This is a genomic window from Erwinia aeris (assembly GCF_041224955.1).
In the GTDB taxonomy this organism is placed as follows: domain Bacteria; phylum Pseudomonadota; class Gammaproteobacteria; order Enterobacterales; family Enterobacteriaceae; genus Erwinia; species Erwinia aeris.
Genome location: NZ_JBGFFX010000001.1, coordinates 421,088 through 441,176, shown reverse-complemented (window position 1 = coordinate 441,176; position 20,089 = coordinate 421,088). Strand labels below are relative to the sequence as shown.

Annotated in this window: 15 protein-coding genes and 1 pseudogene; 5 read left to right on the top strand and 11 right to left on the bottom strand. The window is 55.3% G+C overall.

The window, feature by feature from the left end; genetic code table 11:
- Positions 1 to 141: 141 nt before the first annotated feature.
- From AB6T85_RS02165 to AB6T85_RS02140, 6 genes and pseudogenes are all read right to left on the bottom strand, one after another.
- Positions 142 to 2,607 carry a putative mucin/carbohydrate-binding domain-containing protein gene (locus AB6T85_RS02165; protein WP_369894694.1) on the bottom strand — a complete coding sequence of 822 codons (2,466 nt, stop codon included), beginning with the start codon at positions 2,605 to 2,607 and terminating at the stop codon, positions 142 to 144.
- 370 nt (positions 2,608 to 2,977) lie between these two features.
- Positions 2,978 to 4,558, bottom strand: a complete 1,581-nt coding sequence (locus AB6T85_RS02160; protein WP_369894693.1) for a methyl-accepting chemotaxis protein — start codon at positions 4,556 to 4,558, stop codon at positions 2,978 to 2,980.
- Between the two features lie 118 nt (positions 4,559 to 4,676).
- The gene (locus AB6T85_RS02155) at positions 4,677 to 5,696 is read right to left on the bottom strand and encodes an AI-2E family transporter (protein ID WP_253454027.1); all 1,020 of its coding nucleotides are present in this window, start codon (positions 5,694 to 5,696) and stop codon (positions 4,677 to 4,679) included.
- Positions 5,697 to 5,948: 252 nt separating this feature from the next.
- Positions 5,949 to 6,284 (bottom strand): helix-turn-helix domain-containing protein, encoded by a 336-nt coding sequence (locus tag AB6T85_RS02150; protein WP_125287612.1) that lies wholly within the window; start codon positions 6,282 to 6,284, stop codon positions 5,949 to 5,951.
- A gap of 284 nt (positions 6,285 to 6,568) precedes the next feature.
- The gene (locus tag AB6T85_RS02145; protein WP_253454025.1) at positions 6,569 to 7,051 is read right to left on the bottom strand and encodes an RrF2 family transcriptional regulator; all 483 of its coding nucleotides are present in this window, start codon (positions 7,049 to 7,051) and stop codon (positions 6,569 to 6,571) included.
- A gap of 203 nt (positions 7,052 to 7,254) precedes the next feature.
- Positions 7,255 to 8,123, bottom strand: a pseudogene (locus AB6T85_RS02140) (NAD(P)-dependent oxidoreductase).
- 342 nt (positions 8,124 to 8,465) lie between these two features.
- Between AB6T85_RS02140 and AB6T85_RS02135 the strand changes: the two are divergent.
- The gene (locus AB6T85_RS02135) at positions 8,466 to 9,647 is read left to right on the top strand and encodes a sugar transporter (RefSeq protein ID WP_369894692.1); all 1,182 of its coding nucleotides are present in this window, start codon (positions 8,466 to 8,468) and stop codon (positions 9,645 to 9,647) included.
- Between the two features lie 78 nt (positions 9,648 to 9,725).
- On the opposite strand, the gene rhaM is transcribed toward AB6T85_RS02135, so the two are convergent.
- From rhaM to rhaB, 4 genes are read right to left on the bottom strand one after another with little or no spacing between them, the layout of a single operon-like run.
- The gene (gene rhaM / locus AB6T85_RS02130) at positions 9,726 to 10,040 is read right to left on the bottom strand and encodes an L-rhamnose mutarotase (RefSeq protein ID WP_253454018.1); all 315 of its coding nucleotides are present in this window, start codon (positions 10,038 to 10,040) and stop codon (positions 9,726 to 9,728) included.
- The gene (gene rhaD / locus AB6T85_RS02125; protein WP_125287617.1) at positions 10,030 to 10,872 is read right to left on the bottom strand and encodes a rhamnulose-1-phosphate aldolase; all 843 of its coding nucleotides are present in this window, start codon (positions 10,870 to 10,872) and stop codon (positions 10,030 to 10,032) included. The genes rhaM and rhaD overlap by 11 nt, the downstream gene beginning before the upstream one ends.
- Before the next feature lie 9 nt (positions 10,873 to 10,881).
- On the bottom strand, positions 10,882 to 12,138 hold the full coding sequence (locus tag AB6T85_RS02120) for an L-rhamnose isomerase (RefSeq protein ID WP_253454016.1): 1,257 nt from the start codon (positions 12,136 to 12,138) through the stop codon (positions 10,882 to 10,884).
- Positions 12,135 to 13,607: a rhamnulokinase gene (gene rhaB / locus AB6T85_RS02115; protein ID WP_253454014.1), complete on the bottom strand. Its 1,473-nt coding sequence runs from the start codon at positions 13,605 to 13,607 to the stop codon at positions 12,135 to 12,137. Before rhaB ends, AB6T85_RS02120 begins: the two co-directional genes overlap by 4 nt.
- Positions 13,608 to 13,907: 300 nt before the next feature.
- Between rhaB and rhaS the strand changes: the two genes are divergently transcribed.
- Positions 13,908 to 14,735: an HTH-type transcriptional activator RhaS gene (gene rhaS, locus AB6T85_RS02110; protein ID WP_253454013.1), complete on the top strand. Its 828-nt coding sequence runs from the start codon at positions 13,908 to 13,910 to the stop codon at positions 14,733 to 14,735.
- Between the two features lie 8 nt (positions 14,736 to 14,743).
- The gene (gene rhaR, locus AB6T85_RS02105) at positions 14,744 to 15,595 is read left to right on the top strand and encodes an HTH-type transcriptional activator RhaR (RefSeq protein ID WP_253454011.1); all 852 of its coding nucleotides are present in this window, start codon (positions 14,744 to 14,746) and stop codon (positions 15,593 to 15,595) included.
- Positions 15,596 to 15,620: 25 nt separating this feature from the next.
- On the opposite strand, the gene rhaT is transcribed toward rhaR, so the two are convergent.
- Positions 15,621 to 16,655: an L-rhamnose/proton symporter RhaT gene (gene rhaT / locus AB6T85_RS02100; protein ID WP_253454009.1), complete on the bottom strand. Its 1,035-nt coding sequence runs from the start codon at positions 16,653 to 16,655 to the stop codon at positions 15,621 to 15,623.
- Between the two features lie 351 nt (positions 16,656 to 17,006).
- On the opposite strand from rhaT, the gene aldA reads away from it, so the two are divergent.
- Together aldA and AB6T85_RS02090 are read left to right on the top strand one after the other, a co-directional pair.
- Positions 17,007 to 18,443 (top strand): aldehyde dehydrogenase, encoded by a 1,437-nt coding sequence (aldA, locus tag AB6T85_RS02095; RefSeq protein WP_369894691.1) that lies wholly within the window; start codon positions 17,007 to 17,009, stop codon positions 18,441 to 18,443.
- A gap of 366 nt (positions 18,444 to 18,809) precedes the next feature.
- Positions 18,810 to 20,087, top strand: a complete 1,278-nt coding sequence (locus tag AB6T85_RS02090) for an HAAAP family serine/threonine permease (protein WP_369894690.1) — start codon at positions 18,810 to 18,812, stop codon at positions 20,085 to 20,087.
- The last annotated feature ends 2 nt before the right edge of the window (positions 20,088 to 20,089 follow it).

Genomic DNA, 20,089 nt, shown 5'->3' with positions numbered 1-20,089 from the left:
AGGATGGCGGCGGTTTAGTTGAACCGCTGGTTACTTTCAATAAAGGTAAAAAACGCAGAGTACCCTTCCCATGTGCTCTGCGTTGCCATTTAACAGCAGCCCGAAATGAATACTTTTCAGGCTGCCTGACTCAGACCTGGGTTAGATCTCTGTCCATGGACGGCCGTCGCCGTCTGCCGCCCCGGTCGTGCTCTCCAGGCCGGGTTCGGTGCCCTGCCCAATCCACCATTTAGCCAGATAGTTTCGTCCTTTGTGCGTCACCCTGTCGCCTCCGACGTATATGCGACCGGCTTCCCAAAGCGGATAAAGCGGCGGAGCCGGCGCCACCGGTTCTTCAGGCACTTCAGGCACTTCAGGCACTTCAGGCACTTCAGGCACTTCAGGCACTTCAGGCACTTCAGGCACTTCAGGCACTTCAGGCACTTCAGGCACTTCAGGATGCTCCGTCAGCTCGTTATGCATAGAAAGATAAATATAATATTTTGCAAACAGGATATCGCGCAGCGGACGGCTCAAAGCCATGACGGCCAGCCAGAGATCGTCTTTAGCCGCCGCATAATCCGCGCCCACAACCGCATCGTTAGCGGCAATCGCCAGCGAAGCGCTTTCCAGCCTTTCGGCCAGATCCGTCTCTGGGTTGTTGTTTAATTTTTCATTTTTCAGGCCGCTGGCCGTAATAACAAAATGATTGGTTTCGCCAGTAGCATCGATTATGCCGGATACGGCGGGCGACAAACGTAAACGAGAAGGTTCACGATGGTAGATTTCAATCCGATCCCCGTAAGAGAAAGCGATTTCGTCGTGAGCAATAAGGCGATCGTTGCCCAGAAAAGTTCTTTTATAGATTTCTCTGTTGCTGCCGTCGCGGATCGTAATCTGAGCATAGGTTTGATCCGGGAAATAAACGTGCGGACTGTTTCCACCCGCATTAATGCTGAGCAGGCCTTTGCTGTGGTCCAGCTCGACGCTGGCAAAGCTGACATCGCCCAGCCCCAGCAGGTTAAATACCTGATTAAGTAACGGTGAGGCTATTTTACGCTGGTAGTGAATAACCTGCGCTGACTGCCCGGTTTTAACTTTCAGATAGCCTGGCTGCACAGCATACTTTTGGCTTTTACCGGTGGGTAAATGCAGCGTGTAAACGCCAACAGGCAGATCCTCAAGCAGCACTTCCTGCCGGTTAATTTTTACCTGCCGTACGACCGTTGCGCCGTCAAGCAGCGTCAGGGTTTCATTTTCAATCTGACGGAAGTCATCGATATCCAGTTTCAGGCTGACGCTGCCGGTCAGACCGGTTATTTTCAGTTGCTGAACATCCACCAGCGCCAGCGGACTACGCAAATTCAGCTGCTGCTGCAACGCCGCCAGTCGTCCCTCTTCTACCAGCTGATTTAACGGATAAACCGCCTTACCCTGGCAAAACAGATTATTGTCGCGCTGCTGGCGAGTGAGTGGCGCGCCAACCAGCTGCATAAAAGGCGTAACGTCAATTTTGGCGCCCGCTTCGGCAAAGCTGACAGAAAGCATATCCAGCAGCGAATGTTCTTCAGCAATAAAGCCGTCGCGGTTACTGAGCAGACGGTACTGCTGATTAAAGTGGGTAAAGGCTTCCATGCCCGCCTTGTTGACCATCTGCATCATAAAGTAGAGTTTCGAGCGCAGATCCCACTGATTTACTGGCGTGCCGTTACGCACAAAATCATTGATAACTTTTTCCACCGCAGCCTGTCTGCCGTAGTCGTACAGCCAGCCTTCCTGATATTGCCTGTCGCCCATTGTAAGATGCTGGTAGCAGGCACAGTGAATATTGTTCCAGACCTCGCGCACGTCGATAAATCTGTCCGACATGAATTTGCCTTCATAACCATGGGCAATTTCGTGCAGGCAGCCCCAGCCGGGCTCTTTGCTGAACAGCCAGAAGTCGCTAACGGTCGGGCTGGTTTCGGCGGTCCAGCGATCGCTGTAATAAGCCGCGCCCGGGCCGCTTTTGTCCGCCTTGATAAAGTAGCGGTTGCGGATATTCCTATCGGTAATAACAGGCGTCTGGAAAGAAAGGCCAAGCAGCGTGTTATAAAAATTAAAGATATTGCTGTAGCCTTCGATTAAACGGTCGATGCTATTTTGCGCGTGGAGCGTACGCAGTTTTTGTTTATCGGCTGCCGGAATTAAAATATTCACAAACTCGCTGCTGATTAATGCAAACTCAGCGTTCTGGCTGTCCCACAGCTGAAAGAAAGCGCTTTCGCTGCCGCCTTGCTCATAGACAGGCAGCGTGTTAGCCCTGTCGTCATATTCATATTCCACAACGGCAGTGGAAAGATCGTAAGGGGTATCAATAAAAGGCACAGAGGCCGCGCCGGCACTTAACTTCACCCAGGCGGAGCCAAAGCTGACAGAAGCTTCAGTTTGATCATCATTATTCAGTAAACGCAGCGTCAATGAGCCGTTATTGGGCGATAGCTGGCGGACTTTGATCGCCTGCCCTGCAGACAGGATAATTCCCAGATGCTGACGGTCATGATTAATTCCCTTACTCAGACCGGCCGCATCCATCCATACCGGCCTTTCCAGGGAATATATGTTTTTTACTTTACTCAGGGTTGCCATGATTATTTTCTCTTCAGGGGTTATGTCCAAAGAAAGATATCAGGCAAGCGTTATCGCCAGGCGGCAATTATTGATAACAGGTCAGCATTAAATGAAGGAGGTGGCTATATATTTAACTAATTAAAGGGTAAACGCCATGAAAAAAAGAATAGAAAAATATAATTACCCTGCTGGCTTAACAATAAAAGGTGACGCTCTTAACCCTGTCGCTAAATAATTTATTTTTTTAATAGTGAAATAATGGTTATTTAACAGGGTACTCTGTGGCAAAAATAGCAGAACGAAAAGGTACGTTGGGCAGGTCTTCCGCCTATTTATTTAGTAAAGAGAGAATGCGACAGCAGCCGGGCCGCCGTCGCGTTTCTGTGTCCTATACAATAGCGGAAAGCTTAAACACGCTGACGCTACACAGCAGATTTTCAGCCTGCTGCTGCAGGGACTGCGCCGCTACGGTCGATTCCTGCGACAATGAGGCGTTCTGCTGAGTGGCATCATCCATTTGCGTTACCGCGAGGTTAACCTGATCGATACCGACGCTTTGCTCATTACTTGCCAGCGAGATCTCTGCCACCAGCGAGCTGACGCGGTGCACGTTTTCCACAATATTTTCCATCGCCTGACCCGCGCGTTCGACCAGCGCGTTACCCGTATTGATACGGCTGACCGAGCTGTCAATTAAGGTTTTAATATCCCTGGCGGCAGCGGCAGAACGTTGCGACAGCGCCCGCACTTCAGCGGCCACCACGGCAAAGCCCCGCCCTTCGCTTCCTGCCCTTGCGGCTTCAACGGCGGCGTTCAGCGCCAGAATATTGGTCTGGAAGGCGATGCCATCAATCAGGCTGATAATATTGCTAATTTGGCTGGAAAAATGCTGAATCTCGCCCATCGTATGTACTACTTCCTTCACCACGCTGCCGCCCAGCTGCGCGGCTGACGTGGCATCCTGAGCGATATCGCTGGCATGACGTGCGTTGTCGGCATTTTTTCTGACTACGGATGTTAACTGCTCCATCGAGGCCGCCGTTTCTTCCAGCGCGCTGGCCTGTGCCTCATTACGACCGGAGAGATCCTGACTGCCCAGGGCAATCTGTGACGAAGCCGAGGCGATAGTTTCCGTGCCGTCACGCACGTCGGAAACGATACGCGTAAGATTGGTGTTCATCTCTTTCAGCGCGGCCATGAGCGAGGCCGTTTCATCACGGCCTTTCACCACGATTTGCGTCTGCAGATCGCCGGCCGCCACCGTCTGGGCGATTTTTACTGCCTGCGCCAGCGGCTGGGTGATGCTCCGTACCAGCCACCAGGTAATGATGCAGCCGGTCAACAGCGCTAACAGCATCGACAAGGCCAGGATCAGTCTGGTGTGCTGATAACTTTGCTGATTAGCAGCGGCGATCTGCTTATGTAAGCTTTGCGTGTGCGTCAGCACGTTGGCTACCACTTCGTCGATCATTTTCGTCGGCAGACGATCGACGCCGGTGACCAGACGATCGACGCGCTGCGCGCTGTCGGCATCACCCTGCTGGTAAGCCTGTAGCGCGCTGAGATAGCGCTCTTGCAGCTCGCCATGAAGCTTACGCGTCTCTCGCGCTTCACGGTTATCCATGCCTACCGTCGGCATCGTTTCGATCAGCGTGGCAAGCAGCTGCTGAGTCTTGTCGCCCTGTTCAATAAAAGCCGTCCTGTACTTAGCAAAAGCCTCCGGACTCTGGCCGCCGCGCAGCAGCGTATTTTTCCACTCCTGTACCTGAATCTTAAACTGCACTTGTGCATTTCGCGCGGTGTCGATAACCCGCTCAATCTGCATTTCCTGCTGCATGATCTGACTGCTTTGCTCAAGCGCGTTTTCGTTGATAGCGAGGCCGCGCAGGCCGATAAATAGCGTGGCGCAAAGCAATACTGCGGCCAGCAGGCCTAAACGCACGCCGATCTTATAATTAGAGAGTTTCATTTGATGCCCTGGTAGATGAAGCGGAAGCAATTTTCCGGTTCTTCAGGAGAAGTTATCGGCAGAAGAATAAAGAAGCTTTATAGCGGAGACTGGCCCCGAACGGGGCCAGTAAAGCAGCTTAAATCAGGCGGGCGTGGCGCAGTTCGCTTTTCAGATAGGCGTAAAACACCGGCGCGGCAACCACGCCCGCCAGGCCAAAGGCGGATTCAAACACCAGCATCGCCAGCAGGATTTCCCAGGTTTTGGCGTTGATACGGGTGCCAAAGATACGGGCATTGATGAAGTATTCCAGCTTGTGCACCAGAATCAAGAAAATCAGCGCGATCAGCGCTGCCTGCAAAGAGATGGAAAGCCCAATCAAAACAATAACCGTGTTGGAGATCAGATTGCCGATCACCGGCAGCATTCCGGCAATAAAGGTCAGGACGATAACGGTTTTGGCAAACGGAAAGTGCAGCCCGAACAGCGGCAGCACGCCGAACAGAAAGCCACAGGTCAGCAGCGTGTTGACCAGCGAGACTTTGATTTGTGCGAAAACCACATCGTGAAAAGAAGCCGCAAGCAGCGTCAGACGTTTTAGCATTGCCTGGGTTAGCGGCGCGTTGCTGGTATCGCTGCCGCTGATGCGCAGCGAGATAATCGCGCCCAGCAGCATTCCGATAAGCATAGTGGCAAAGGTGTGCGCGGCGGTACGGCCCAGCGTTTGCACCACAACCAGATGCTCGCGCAGCCAGGCCATAACCTGATGCTGCAGTTCATCGATATCTGCGGGCAGATAGCGCGTGACCACCGGCGACAGCGTATCCTGCGCATCTTCAAGCAGCTTGCTGGCGGCGGCATGGAAAGCCGCCGGACTGTGGAAGTCGTGCAGCAGAAAGCCAATCAGTTTGGTGATACCGCCCGCCAGCGCTAACAGCACCACCACGGTAAGAAAGAAAATGGTGATCCAACGCGCCAGCGGCCCTTTGACCAGCCTCTCTATCCAGGGCGTCAGCGCCAGAATGGTTTCGTAAACGATAAATCCGGCCAGAAAACACGGCAGCAGGCGTAAAGGAAAAATCATCAGCAGCGCGATAAAGACCAGCAGATAGCTGGCGGCTTCGCAAAGCTGGCGTTTGGTGAGGTTCCGTATCTCCATAGGGATTCCTGTCTGTCTGAAGTCAAAAAGCATTACAATTCAGACAGTATACAATCCTCCGCGTTTTTTCAGGCCTGTTTTGATTTGGTCGAACCTATATTTATGCACTGCGGCAGGAGAACGAAACGGAGGCGGGACGGAAAAGTTAGTTTTGCCCTGGTCGAACTGATATTTATGCGATGCGGCGAGGAACGAAACGGAGGCGGAACGGAAAAGTCAAAGCGGGCCGCTACGCCCGCCATTGAAAAGCAATCAGGCGCTGACCTGCACCTGACGACGCCATGCGCCCGGCGACTGGCCGAACTGACGTTTGAAGCTGCGGTTAAAAGATTGCTGGGAATCGAAACCGAATGAAATCGCCACGTCCAGAATAGGCTCGCCGCCTTTAGCCAGGCGCTCGGCGGATTTTTTCAGACGACGCGCGCGGATATATTCGCCTAAAGCGTGGCCGGTATGCTGCTTAAACATACGCTGCAGATGCCATTTGGAGTAGCCTGCCCGGCGGGCCACGGTATCCAAATCCATCTTGCCTTCAATATGCGTGTCGATCCACATTACCAGGTCGCTGATAAAATCATCATGGCTCATTGTCTTCCCCTTAGAATTATAACCTGTTTTTGCTGTTGACCTCCGCCGCCGGGCGGGGTAAAAGGTAACTGTCATTAGTGCATTTAGTAACGGTAAAACAGACGCGCGCTTAATGCAAGTATAATTGTTGCATTAAATGCGATCGCGAAGCGGCAAAAAGAGAGCGCACAACAAGCGGCGTAGTGCGTAAAGATTACGGCAGCCGTGGCGGCCCGACAGGATTTAAGACAATAAAAAAGCCGGGCATTGTCAGTGCCCGGCCATATTCAGGGTTATCTTGCCCTTCAGGTTTCAGCATTTTCACGGGTTTTCATCGCCTCGCAGCTGCCTTCGGGATAGCGGCGGTCGCGCTCATAGATTTCCCGTAGCGCGTCGGCAACCGTCCGCTTCGCCAGCACGTTGAGCGACGCCTGCTCGGCCTCGTGAGCCAGCTCTTTAAAGAACCAGCAGGTGTTGGCGCTAACCAGACAACGCGCCGGCACTTCCGGGCGGCCTGCCAGCAGCGGTTTATCCTCCAGCACGGAAGTATAGATATCGCAAAGCGTAATCTCCTCCGCCGGACGCCCCAGCCGGATAGTTCCGGTACGGCCCAGCGTAGAGACGATAATGCCATCGCGGGTCAGCGGCACCATCATTTTACGGACAAAACTGGGGTTGGCCTCAAGGCCCATTGCCAGAATTTTGCTGGTGCTGCGTTTACCTTCCCGCTCCGCCTGGGCTATGCAGAGCACCATTTGTAAAGCTGTAGGAAAACGAATATCAAGCATGTTCAGATCCTTGCTTTTAGCTGTGCCTCACCGTGTCGGCGGTGATCTAAAAAAGCATTAAAATCAATCAACTAATAAAGATGATAGTAAATTAATATACCAAATAGTGTTGCACTTTAGAAGAAAGCCGTTAAGCAGTTCCTGCTATTTACGCTATAACCCTGAATAACAGAGGGATTATTCCCTCTGTTTTGACAAGAAACTTACCTGTTTTCCTGCAAATAGCGATAGATGACCGACAGATCTTTTTCGCCATAGCCTGCATCCACGGCCTGCTGCCACAGTTCGGCGATGGTGGTTAATCCCGGCAGACGGCTTTCTTTTGCCGCCGCCAGCGCCAGGCGAGCATCTTTTAACGCCCAGGTCAGGTGCATTTGCGGTTCATAGCTGCCCTCTTTGATCATGCCCAGTTTCGCTTTGGCATAGGGAACCGCCAGCGGCCCGCCGTCCAGTACGTCCCAGAATTCATCCGGTGTAAAGCCAAACTCTTCCGCCATTTGGGTACTTTCCGCCAGCCCCTGCACCATAGAAATAAGCCAGGCGTTGACCACCAGCTTCATGCGCGACGCCGCGCCCGCCGCCCCCAACCACTTCACGCCTTTTGAGATGGCGGCAAAAACCGGCTCGACGGCCTGCGCTTTCTCCCGGTCGCCGCTGGCCAACACCAGTATTTGCGCGTTTTCTGCAGGTGCTTTAGTGCCCGAAACGGGCGCATCCAGAAAATCACGTCCGGACGCTTCTCGTGCAGGGTTGCGAGCAGCTTTTCCGTCGCCTCTACGCCAATCGTGCCCATTTGCACCAGGATCGCGCCCTGTTTCAGGCTCGACAGCGTTTTTTGCAGCACTTCCTCGGTGATTTCCGCATTCGCCAACATGCTGATGACCACGTCGGCCTCTTTCACCGCCTGTTCCGGCATTTCCGCCAGCCGCAGGCCGGCGCTTTGCAAATCTTCACCGCGCGCGCTGGTACGGTTCCAGCCGCTGGTGACAAAGCCGTTTTTCAGCAGGTTCGCGGCAAAAGCGTGCCCCATCGCGCCCAATCCCAATACGGCTACAGCGGAACGTTGATTCATTACAGACTCCTTATCGTAAGCGATAAATAACGGTATTCTCTTTCCAGGGTAGCGCAACCCCGTGCGAAATGCTGATTTTCCCGCAGCGGTTATGTAAGAAGGTGTTCCCTGCCTGGCGCATCCCGTAATTGTGGCTATACTCACCGGTCGACAGATTTTTCGCCGTTAAATCAAGAAACAAGGGTGAAAAGCGGTGAATGACCTTCGCCACGCGCCGATTATGCTGATTTACATAAAAACGGCGTTTTTCAATGTCATCTGTCGCACAAATCAAACACAATATGGACACTTTTCTGTTTTCGCGTAACGCGGAACTCACTTATCAACAAGTCGTTAAACCTGATGCAATCAATAACCGTTTCTCGCAAGACCGCATGGCTACGCGTCATTATGCTGGCCATCGCCGCATTTATTTTTAACACCACCGAGTTCGCGCCGGTTGGCCTGCTTTCCGATATCGCCAGCAGCTTCGCCATGCAGACCGCCCAGGTCGGCCTGATGCTGACGATTTATGCCTGGGTGGTGGCGCTGATGTCGCTGCCGATGATGCTGCTCACGCGGCAAATCGAACGGCGTTTTCTGCTCATTGCCATCTTCCTGCTCTTTATCGCCAGCCATGCGCTTTCGGCGTTCGCGTGGAGCTTCAACGTGCTGGTGGTTTCGCGCATTGGCATCGCGCTGTCACATGCTATTTTCTGGTCAATTACCGCCTCGCTGGCTATTCGCGTGGCGCCAGCCGGCAAGAAAACCCAGGCGCTGAGTATGCTGGCGACCGGTACGGCGCTGGCTATGGTGCTGGGCCTGCCGATTGGCCGCGTCATCGGACAGTATCTTGGCTGGCGTATCACTTTTGGCGTAATCGGCGTGGTGGCGCTGATGACTATGCTAACCCTGGCGAAACTGCTGCCGAAGCTACCAAGCGAACATACCGGCTCGCTAAAAAGCGTGCCGATGCTGTTCCGTCGCCCTGCCCTGGTCTCGCTGTACCTGCTGATCGTGCTGATTGTTACGGCGCACTATACGGCCTATAGCTATATCGAACCCTTTATTCAGGCCGTGGCGCAGATGGGTGGCAATTTCACCACCTTCCTGCTGCTGATTTTCGGCGCGGCGGGCATTATCGGTAGCGTGCTGTTCAGCGCGTTGGGCAACAAGTTTCCGGCGACGTTTCTGCTGGGCGCGATTACGCTGGTGTCGGTCTGTATGCTCGCGCTGTTAATCGCGGCAACGCATACCGTGGCGATCTCGACGCTGTGCGTTATCTGGGGGCTGTCGATGATGATTATCGGCCTGGCGGTTCAGGTCAGGGTTCTGACGCTGGCGCCGGACGCCACCGACGTGGCGATGTCGCTGATGTCGGGCATCTATAATTTGGGCATTGGCGGCGGCGCGCTGCTGGGCAATCAGGTGAGCCTGCATTTGGGCATGGCGCATATCGGCTATGCCGGCGGCGCAATCGGCCTCTTTTCGCTGGCCTGGTGCGCCTGGAGTATGAAACGCTATCCGCAGCTGCGGATTAACTAACGAAAAGGCTCATCAAATGATGAGCCTTATTTTTAGATGCGTTGTTGTCAGTCCTGAAGGCCCATCCAGGGCTTTTTACTATGCCAGATAGAATACCGGCTTAAGCTCTTCGCTGACCGGGCTGAAATCCGGGTTTGACGGCATCAGTTCACACATCGACCGCCACCAGCGCTGGCACACTTCCGTGCTGGCGACCGCGTTCCAGCGCGCTTCCGATTCGATCTCCACCACCGCAAACAGCAGATGGCGAGACTCGTCCAGAAAGATGCTGTAATGATGCGCGCCGTGCGCTTTCAGCGTCTGCGCCAGTTCTGGCCAGATGGGATTATGCCGCTGCTCGTACTCCTGATGCTTATCAGGATGCACCTGCATCACAAAAGCCTTACGCAACATGCGGATGCCTTGCTTCCAGCGCGGCGTGCCATGGCTGCACATTGAACCGTTCACCCAGCGCGACCAGCTGTTCCGTGGTAATGCTCTGGCGCATTCCGCCCATCGACAGCACTTTTACCACCACCTCGGAAGATTTCTCCGCCGTGTCGATCAGGCCAAAGGTTTCGTCCAGCGTCGGGCCTGCGCCGAAAATGCCGTGGAACGGCCACATCACCAGGCTGTGCGACGCCATCTGCTCCGCGGTTTTTTCGCCGATGCCGTCGGTGCCCGGCACCATCCACGGCACGATGCCCACGCCGTCCGGGAACACCACCAGACATTCGGTGCTGCCTTCCCAGAGCAGGCGGGTAAACAGCGCGGAGTCCAGCTCCACCACATAGCTCAGCGACATAAAGTTAGTGGCATGGCAGTGCATGATGACGCGATCGGCGCCGTTGGTCACTTTCATGCGCACGCTGTGCGACTGGAAATGGGAGGCCAGCTCGGAAGTGGGCAGGCCGCCGTTGCTCAATCCCCAATAAATGCTGTAGGCGCGGCCGTCTTCGCTGACGCGCAGCAGCACCAGGCAGTCCGCCGGATCCAGCTGCACGTTGCGGAAAAATTTGCCGGAGCCGGTGACGATAAACCAGCAGTTTGCCAGTTCCGGTACGGGCTGCGTCAGTTCAACCGTGCGCGGCTCACGGTAGAAATCCTGAGCAAACGGCCGGACTTCTTCATCAAGTAAGCGGTAGCTGACGTTGCCGCCGTTGCGTTCATCCCACCCTTTTAACCACATATCCGTAGTGGCTTTTACCATTCCCTGGACGAACCATGAAGTCAGAATGTGTTGCATGTTGCATCCTTAACGTTTGCTGAGAGTTTGTTGTTCATAATGGCGAACGCTGTCAAGCCAGCCTGCGCCCGCCGGGACGTCGTGACGTACGCAGTACGCTTCCCACACCGCCTGCCACGGCAGCGATTTTTGTTCTTCCAGCAGGGCCAGACGCGCGGTGTAGTCGCCTTCCAGCTCCAGCTTTTTCAGTTTGTCCACCGGCTCCAGCAGCGCCCGCAGCAGCGCTTTTTTGGCGTTGCGCGTGCCGATAACCCAGGCGGCGATACGGTTGATGGAGGCGTCAAAGAAGTCGAGACCAATATGCACCTTGTCAAACAGGCGCTGACGCACGATTTCATGCGCGATGGCCTGGGTTTCGTCATCCAGCAGCACCACGTGATCGCTGTCCCAGCGCACCGGGCGGCTGACGTGCAGCAGCAGACGCGGCACGTAGAGCATGGCAGTTGAGATCTTGTCGGAGATAACTTCAGTCGGATGAAAATGACCGGCATCCAGCGTCAGCGCCGTCTGGCGGCTGGCGGCATAGCCCAGGCAGAATTCGTTTGAGCCAACGGTATAGCTTTCCGCGCCGATGCCGAAAAGTTTGCTCTCTACCGCATCGATATGGTGCGCCGGATCCAGCTTCTCGCTGATGATCTCGTCAAGCGAGTTCGCCAGGCGTTCGCGCGGCGCAAAGCGATCGATGGGCAGATCTTTCATGCCGTCCGGGATCCAGATATTCATAATCGACGGCGTGCCCAGCTGTTCGCCAAACGCGGCCGAAATTTTGCGGCTGGCTTTACAGTGTTCGATCCAGAATTCACGGATCTCTTTATTGGCGCTGGCCAGCGTAAAGCCGTTTTCGCTCAGCGGATGCGAAAAGCAGGACGGGTTGAAATCCAGACCCAGGCCGTTGGTTTTTGCCCATTCCACCCAGTTGGCAAAGTGCTGCGGTTTGATTTCGTTGCGTTCGACCCGGCTGTCGCTTTCCAGATAAATGGCGTGCAGGTTCAGCCTTTTGGGGCCAGGGATCAGCGACATCGCCTGTTCCAGATCGGCGCGAAGTTCGACCGCCGTTCTGGCTCTTCCCGGATAGTTGCCGGTCGCCTGGATGCCGCCGGTCAACGCGCCCTGAGGATTTTCAAAACCGCGGACGTCATCGCCCTGCCAGCAGTGCATTGAGATCGGCAGCTGATCCAGCTGCTTCAGTGCGGCGTCAACGTCCACGCCTTGCTCGGCAAAGCGTGATTTTGCCAGTTCAAACGCCTGCTCAATTGCTTGGGTCATACGCATAGCTCCTTAACCGAATGTGTCAGTGACTGAAAAAGCGCCCAGCTGCGGCTGTAAGCGTCACTGGCCTGTGGAATAAAAGTGTTCAGCGGGAAATTTTGGGTGACCAGCTGGCGGAAATGGGTGACATCCCTGACGCTGCCGTGGGCGATCAGCTGGCTGCCGATATTGCCAAGCGTGGAGGCTTCGACCGGCCCGGCAACCACCGGAATACCGCAGGCGTTGGCACAAAGCTGATTCAGCAGCGGATTCTGACAGCCGCCGCCAACGATGTGCAGCTGGCTGAAAGGCGCGCCCCGTACGGCGGCAAGCTCTTCCAGCACGAAGCGGTAATAGAGCGCCAGACTGTCAAAAATACAGCGAGCCAGCGCGGCGGCCGTGGCAGGCGTCGGCATCCCCTGTCCGGCGCAGGCGTCCTGAATTTCACGCACCATATTGACCGGATTGATAAAGCGTTCATCGTTGGGGTTAATAAGCGACCGGCAGGCGGGCTGCGCTTCTGCCTCGCGCACCAGCGCCGGCAGATCGTCGATAGCCAGTTCGCGGCAGACGCGCTGCAGCAGCCAAAGGCCCATAATATTTTTCAACACGCGGTAGCGCCCTTCCGCGCCGCCCTCGTTGGTAATGTTGGCGGCCAGCGCGGCGGCATCGTTATAAGGTTGCAGGCTTTCAAAGCCCATCAGCGACCAGGTGCCGGAGCTGAGCCAGGCGACGTTGTCCGTGGTGAGCGGCGCCGCCAGCACGGCGCTGGCCGTATCGTGCGTAGCGACGGCGATGACCGGGACGGATAAGCCGGTGCTGGCCTTCCAGTCGCCAATTTTTACGCCGGGCGCGGTGGGCTTGCCGAACCAGGCGGGATTGGCACCCGTCCATTCCAGCAGCGCATTATCCCACTCGCCGCTCTGGCTATTCAGCAGCTGCGTGGTGGTGGCGTTGGTGTATTCCCAGTTAAGCTTGCCGGTCAGGCGATAGTGGAAATAGTCCGGGATCAGCAAAGCGTGACGTACGTCATTGAGCCATTCCGGCTGGCTCTCGCACAGCGCACGCAGCTGATAAAGGGTGTTGAAAGGCAGGAACTGGATTGCGGTGCGCTGGTAGATGGCTTCCCGACCCAAATCGGCGCAGGCCTTCTGCATTACGCCCCAGGTCCGGTCGTCACGATAGGAAACCGGCAGCCCAATCCGCTCACCCTGCTTATTCAGCAGCACGTAATCCACGCCCCAGGTATCAATACCGATACTGTCCGGCGCAATGCCCTGCTGAATCAGCTTGTCCAGCGAAGCAAGGATAAATTTTTCCAGTGCATCCACATCCCAGCATTGCCGCTCTTCCCTGACGACCAGGCTATTGACGCAGCGGGCGACCTCTTCCAGCGCCAGCTTGCCGCTTTGCAGATCAAAGCGGCCCAGCATCACGCGTCCGCTGGAGGCGCCCATGTCGATGGCAACACAATTTTGTAGGCTCATGGCGATGGCTTCCTGTCTGTTTAGTGCCCCCTAGTCTAAAAGCCGCTGCTTTTGGCACCTTCCTGCCAGTGCCAGGCGTGATCCCTCGCTGGCAACAGGGCAAAGGTGAACGTGAAGCAGCTCACATTTCCTGCTGAGGCGCCGGCAAATTAACGGTGTGACGCGACGCGCACTTCCCAACTTGCCTGCGCACTTTCTTGAAAAACAAGCGGATTTGCCGATGTTTCCGGTCAAAAAATCAAGGCAGCAACGCAGGCGGCGGCGGTAAACTGACCCCAGAGTCGACCCAGGAGATGCACCATGACCCTACTACATAGCGTGGACTTTTTTCCCGGCGGCGGCCTGCCCGTTGCCATTGAACCTCGTATGCCGCAGAGCGCCTTTCCTGAACATCACCACGAGGATTTTCACGAAATTGTGCTGGTTGAACAGGGTGCGGGCGTGCACGTGTTCAACGGCGAACCCCGTACGCTTTGCGGCGGATGCGTTTGCTTTGTGCGCGATCATGATCGCCATCTTTATGAAAAAACGGATCGTCTGATCCTGACCAACGTGCTTTATCGTGGGCCGGAGGCGTTTCGCTTTATTACCAACTTCCAGCATCTTTTACCTCAGGAAAAAGAAGGACATTACCCCTCGCACTGGCGTATCAGCGGCCGGGTGATGGAACAGGCGAAAACGCTGATTAAAGAACTGGGCGCGCCGGTAGATCCGAAACAGCCCGAAGCGAGGGCCGAGCAGGAGCTGCGCTTTATGCAGCTGCTGGTGCTGTTGCGGCGCGGATGCAGCGAGCAGCCCGGTGACGATCAGAGCGGGAGAATGCGCGGTCTGCTGGACTGGCTGGCCGACCATTACAGCGAGGAAGTGGACTGGGACGCGCTGGCGGATAAGTTTTCACTTTCGCTGCGCACGCTGCATCGCCAGCTGAAACAACAGACGGGCAGCACGCCCCAGCGTTACCTTAACCGCCTGCGTCTGTTGCAGGCGCGGCATTTGTTACGCCACAGTGAAATGCGTATTACCGATATCGCCTACCACTGCGGATTTGGTGACAGCAATCACTTTTCTACCCTTTTTAAGCGTGAATTTGGCTTTTCTCCGCGTACCATCAGGCAAAATGACCTGTGAGGTGACACGTGAGCAAGCCGCTTTGTCTGGCGAAAGCCGACTATTTTCCGTCCGGGCTGATGCCGGTCGCTATTGCCGACCGCGCGCCCCAGCAAACTTTCCCGTCCCATATTCATGAGTTCTGCGAGCTGGTGATCGTCTGGCGCGGCAACGGGCTGCACGTGATGAACGATCGCCCCTGGCTTATTACCTGCGGCGATCTGTTCTACATCAGTCCTGAAGACTGCCACAGCTATGAGTCGGTCAACGAGCTGGTGCTGGACAACGTGATCTACTGCCCGGAGCGCTTTCGTCTTGGCCTGGACTGGTCGCAGTTTCTGCCGCAGGAAAAAAAGGCCTGGCGGCTGACGACGCGCGGCATGGCTTTGGCGAGAAGCGTGATCCAGCAGCTGGCGCAGGAGAGCGCCAAAAGCGATCGGCTGTCGCGTCAGCTGACGGAGGCGCTGTTTTTACAGCTGGTGTTGATCCTACAGCGTCACCGCTACGCAGCGGACGTTGCCTGGCAGCTGCCTGAGGGCGAACAGCTGGATCTGCTAATGTCGGCCATTCAGGGCCAGCTGGCCCATTTCGATCTCAGCGATTTTTGTCTTCAGCATCAGCTGTCGGAGCGCGCGCTCAAGCAGCTGTTTCGTCAGCAGACCGGCATGACGCCAGGCCAGTATCTGCGGCAGCTGCGCATGTGTAAGGCTAAATTTTTGCTGCGCAGCACGCCTTCGCTGATTGGCGACGTGGCCGCGCTGTGCGGCTTTGAGGACAGCAACTATTTTTCCGTCGTGTTTACCCGGGAAACCGGCATGACGCCCAGCGCCTTTCGCCAGCAGTTCGAACAGCACCGTCAGAAAAAAGCCGCCGCATGGTAAGCGCCACATCCCTGTGGCGTTCCGATCAGGAGATCATCCCCAGACCAACGATGTTGGCGGCAAGAATAATAACCAGACAGCCGCCGCACAGCACGCTGACCGGACGTTTGCCGACGTTCTTCCACTCTTTCAGCACCAGCCCGACCAGCCCTCCGCAGAGCACGTAGAAACTCATGTGCAGCATCCAGCTGATAAAGTCATACTGCGCGGGAATGCGGGCGTGGCCCCAGGCATAGAAGAAGAATTGCAGATACCACATGGTGCCGCCCAGCAGCGACAGCAGCAGATTGCTGACCAGCAGCGGTTTCGCTACCGAGAAATCCGCCTTTACCGACAGGCTGGACTGGGTAGCCAGACGGATAAAGCAGTAGCCCAGGTTAACCAGCGCGCCGCCGCCCATAATCACCACATAGCTGGGCAGCGCGGCATATAAAGGATTGATGCCCAGCTCCAGGGCGGCGTCTTGCATCGGTTTGGCGGCGTTCATCGCAAACGACATGCCGGCGGAGAAAATTCCGCAGAACACAGCCAGCACCAGCCCTTTTTTAAGGTTGAACTCTTCCGCCGTAATGCCCATTGCCCGCTCTTTCAGCAGCCCGGCGCGGGAAACAATCGCCACGCCGCACAGCGCCACCAGTACCCCCAGCAGCGTCAGCCGGCCGCCCGTGGAGCTGAACAGTTCGACAAATCGCCCCTGTAACAGCGGCGTCATCAGCGTGCCGACCACCAGCGTTACGCCGATAGCGATCCCTATTCCCATCGACATGCCCAGGTAGCGCATGGTTAAACCATAGTTAATATTGCCAATCCCCCACATGGCGCCGAACAGAAAAACAGGCAGCAGCTGCGCGAGCGAAAAAGAGCCGTAAAATTCCCAAAAATCAGGCAGCAGCGCGGCGCTGACGGCCCAGGGCAGAATAAGCCATGACATGATCCCGCCTACGGACCACATGGTTTCCCAGGACCAGTGACGCACTTTTTTAAATGGCGCATAGAAGCAGGCGGCGCTGGCCGCGCCCACCAGATGCCAGAAAATGCCTGCAAAGATAAGGTGGCTCATGCTTTTTTTCCTTCGTAGGAGGGTAAAATTCCCGGTAGGCTGAGTCTACGAAGGTTGCCTCTCTCCACACCTTTGGCTGGCTGCCTGCGCCGGCATGAAAATGGCAAAATCCACCGTCTTATCCCGTCTGCGATCACAGATACAGGTTATCTGTCTTTGTTCTGAAAAACAGCCAAATATCTCCATTAACCTGCTGTTTATTCAGCAATCTTCGTCAAATCTCTTTGTCTTTTTGCCAGTTTCACGCGTGGCGTGGCGCTCAGAGAAAGGCATTAACTCTCTCAATGCGGCAGCATAACTGCAACATTGCATTAACTAAAACACAAAATATCATTTACGGAGACGACGCCTGTGACGCGCCTGCATCATTGTTTTATTAACGGCCAGTTTGTTGAGAATCGCAGCGATCGCTGGATTGACGTAATTAACCCCGCTACCGAAACGCTGCTGTGCCGCATCCCGCAAAGCGATAAAGAAGAGGCCGATCGCGCCATCAGCGCGGCCAAAGCTGCCCAACCCGCCTGGGAAGCGTTACCGGCCGTTGAACGTGGCCGCTGGCTGCGCCAGATTGCGGCAGGCATTCGTCGTCGTGAAGCGGAGCTGACCGCCACTATCGTGGCGGAAGGCGGCAAAACGCAGCAGCTGGCCCAGACGGAAGTGCTGTTTACCGCAGACTATCTGGACTATATGGCCGAATGGGCGCGCCGTTATGAAGGGGAGATTGTGCAAAGCGATCGCCCTGACGAAACCATCCTGATATTGAAAAAAGCGATTGGCGTGACCACGGGGATCCTGCCGTGGAACTTCCCTTTTTTCCTGATTGCCCGCAAAGCCGCTCCGGCATTGATAACCGGCAATACCATTGTGATCAAACCCAGCGAGCTGACGCCGGCCAACGCGATAATATTTGCTGAAATCGTTGAAGAGATTGGGCTTCCGCCGGGCGTGTTTAATCTGGTAACCGGCTATGGGCCGGAGGTAGGACAGGCTCTGGCCGCCAGCCCGGAAGTGGGAATGGTCAGCCTGACCGGTAGCGTAAACGCCGGGATCGCCACGCTGGAGGCGGCAGCGAAAAACGTCACCAAAGTCGCGCTGGAGCTGGGCGGCAAAGCGCCCGCCATCGTCATGAACGATGCGGATCTGGATCTGGCGGTAAAAGCCATCGTGGCTTCGCGCATGATCAATACCGGGCAGGTCTGCAACTGTACGGAGCGCCTTTATGTCCAGGAAGGCGTTTATGATGAGGTGGTGCGCCGCCTGACGGCGGCTTTTAATGCGGTCAGCTGCGGCGATCCCGCGCAGGACGACACGCTGGATATGGGCCCGCTGATTTCTGCCGACGCGCTGGCGCGGCTGGAGCACAAAGTGGCCCATGCTGTGGAACAGGGCGCGACTGTAGCGGCTGGCGGCAAACGCAAAGGCGATCGTGGGTTCTTCTTTGAGCCAACGCTGCTGACCAACGTACGCCAGGACATGGCTATCGTCCGGGAAGAGACTTTTGGCCCGGTGCTACCGGTTATCCCCTTCGCAACGCTGGATGACGCGATCGCGCTGGCTAACGACAGCGAATATGGGCTGACCTCCTCCATTTTTACCGAAAACCTGAATACGGCGATGCAGGCGATGAAAAAGCTGCGGTTTGGCGAAACCTACGTTAACCGCGAAAATTTTGAAGCGATGCAGGGTTTCCATGCTGGCTGGCGTAAATCCGGCATTGGCGGCGCCGACGGTCGCCACGGCCTGGAAGAATATCTACAGACCCATGTCGTTTATTTGCAGGCACGCTGAATAACCAGGGCCGATGGTAGTCGGCCTTTTTCTTCTCACTCAAAAGTTACCACGCGCTTATAATTCTGCGTGTTACCTCCGCTTAATTAATTTTTTTAAAATATAAAATATATTTTATTTCCAGCCTGATTTTTATCCCTCCTGATTATTAATCCTCAACAAACCCTCTCAGCAAAATAATAAAGTGCGCGTTAAGACTTTTTTAATATCCGATGCGAGATCCGGATCACTGTTTATCCGTCGCGTTCAGGTTAGTTTCCTTGCCGCCGCCTGAGTAGTTTAATATCGCGCTCCGAGCGGAATAACCCATACTAAATTTTGATAATTTGGCAGCTTTTTAGATTATTATTTTAACCGGAGAGTACAATGCATATTCCTCAGGCAGCCGCAGAACCGCTTGCCGCTACGACGTGGCGTAAAACCGATACCGTCTGGATGCTGGGACTATACGGCACCGCCATCGGCGCAGGGGTGCTTTTCCTGCCGATCAATGCCGGCGTTGGCGGGTTAATTCCGCTGATTATTATGACCCTTCTCGCCTTCCCTATGACCTATTACGCCCATCGCGGGCTGACTCGTTTTGTGCTGTCGGGTAAAAATCCCGGCGAAGATATAACGGAAGTGGTGGAAGAACATTTTGGTCGCGGCGCAGGCAAGCTGATAACCCTGCTCTATTTTTTAGCTATCTATCCTATTCTGCTGGTTTACAGCGTGGCGATAACCAATACGGTAGAGAGTTTTCTGACGCATCAGCTGGGTATGATCAGCCCACCGCGTATGGTGCTGTCGCTGCTGTTGATCGTGGCGATGATGGCTATCGTGCGGTTTGGCGAACAGATGATCGTAAAAGCGATGAGCGTGCTGGTTTTTCCATTTGTCGCCGCGCTGATGGTGCTGGCCGTTTATCTGATCCCTCGCTGGAACAGCGCCGCGCTGGATACGCTTTCTTTTACTACGACCAGCTCAGGCAGCCTGATGTTGACGCTCTGGCTGGCGATACCGGTGATGGTATTTTCTTTTAACCATTCGCCAATTATCTCTTCTTTTGCCGTCGCCAAACGCAAAGAGTATGGCGCGGACGCCGAGCCGAAATGTTCCCGCATTCTGGCACGCGCGCACGGCATGATGGTGCTGACGGTGATGTTTTTTGTTTTCAGCTGCGTCCTCAGCCTGACGCCGGCCGATCTGGCCGCGGCTAAAGCGCAAAATATCTCCATTCTTTCTTATCTGGCCAATCATTTTAACGTCCCGGTTATCGCCTGGATGGCGCCGATTATCGCCATGATCGCTATAACAAAATCTTTCCTGGGACACTATTTAGGCGCGCGCGAGGGGTTTAACGGCATCGTAGCAAAATCGTTGCGCTCCGTCGGAAAAGAGATCGGGCCGAAAAAGCTTAACCGCCTGACGGCGCTGTTTATGCTGCTGACCTGCTGGCTTGTCGCCACGCTGAATCCCAGCATTCTGGGCATTATCGAAACGCTCGGCGGCCCGGTGATCGCCATGATCCTGTTCCTGATGCCGATGTATGCGATCCGCAGGATCCCGGCGATGCAGCAGTATCGCGGCCACCTCAGCAACCTTTTCGTGGTGCTGGCAGGCCTGGTCGCCATTTCGGGCATTGTTTACTCGCTGATGAATTAATC

Bases quoted from the DNA above. Each gene is read 5' to 3' on its own strand.
- rhaT (WP_253454009.1), bottom strand. From the start codon at position 16,655: ATGAGCCACCTTATCTTTGCAGGCATTTTCTGGCATCTGGTGGGCGCG.
- AB6T85_RS02120 (WP_253454016.1), bottom strand. From the start codon at position 12,138: ATGACCCAAGCAATTGAGCAGGCGTTTGAACTGGCAAAATCACGCTTT.
- rhaS (WP_253454013.1), top strand. From the start codon at position 13,908: ATGACCCTACTACATAGCGTGGACTTTTTTCCCGGCGGCGGCCTGCCC.
- AB6T85_RS02150 (WP_125287612.1), bottom strand. From the start codon at position 6,284: ATGAGCCATGATGATTTTATCAGCGACCTGGTAATGTGGATCGACACG.
- AB6T85_RS02160 (WP_369894693.1), bottom strand. From the start codon at position 4,558: ATGAAACTCTCTAATTATAAGATCGGCGTGCGTTTAGGCCTGCTGGCC.
- AB6T85_RS02155 (WP_253454027.1), bottom strand. From the start codon at position 5,696: ATGGAGATACGGAACCTCACCAAACGCCAGCTTTGCGAAGCCGCCAGC.
- rhaD (WP_125287617.1), bottom strand. From the start codon at position 10,872: ATGCAACACATTCTGACTTCATGGTTCGTCCAGGGAATGGTAAAAGCC.
- AB6T85_RS02090 (WP_369894690.1), top strand. From the start codon at position 18,810: ATGCATATTCCTCAGGCAGCCGCAGAACCGCTTGCCGCTACGACGTGG.
- rhaB (WP_253454014.1), bottom strand. From the start codon at position 13,607: ATGAGCCTACAAAATTGTGTTGCCATCGACATGGGCGCCTCCAGCGGA.
- AB6T85_RS02135 (WP_369894692.1), top strand. From the start codon at position 8,466: ATGCAATCAATAACCGTTTCTCGCAAGACCGCATGGCTACGCGTCATT.
- AB6T85_RS02145 (WP_253454025.1), bottom strand. From the start codon at position 7,051: ATGCTTGATATTCGTTTTCCTACAGCTTTACAAATGGTGCTCTGCATA.
- rhaM (WP_253454018.1), bottom strand. From the start codon at position 10,040: ATGTTGCGTAAGGCTTTTGTGATGCAGGTGCATCCTGATAAGCATCAG.
- AB6T85_RS02165 (WP_369894694.1), bottom strand. From the start codon at position 2,607: ATGGCAACCCTGAGTAAAGTAAAAAACATATATTCCCTGGAAAGGCCG.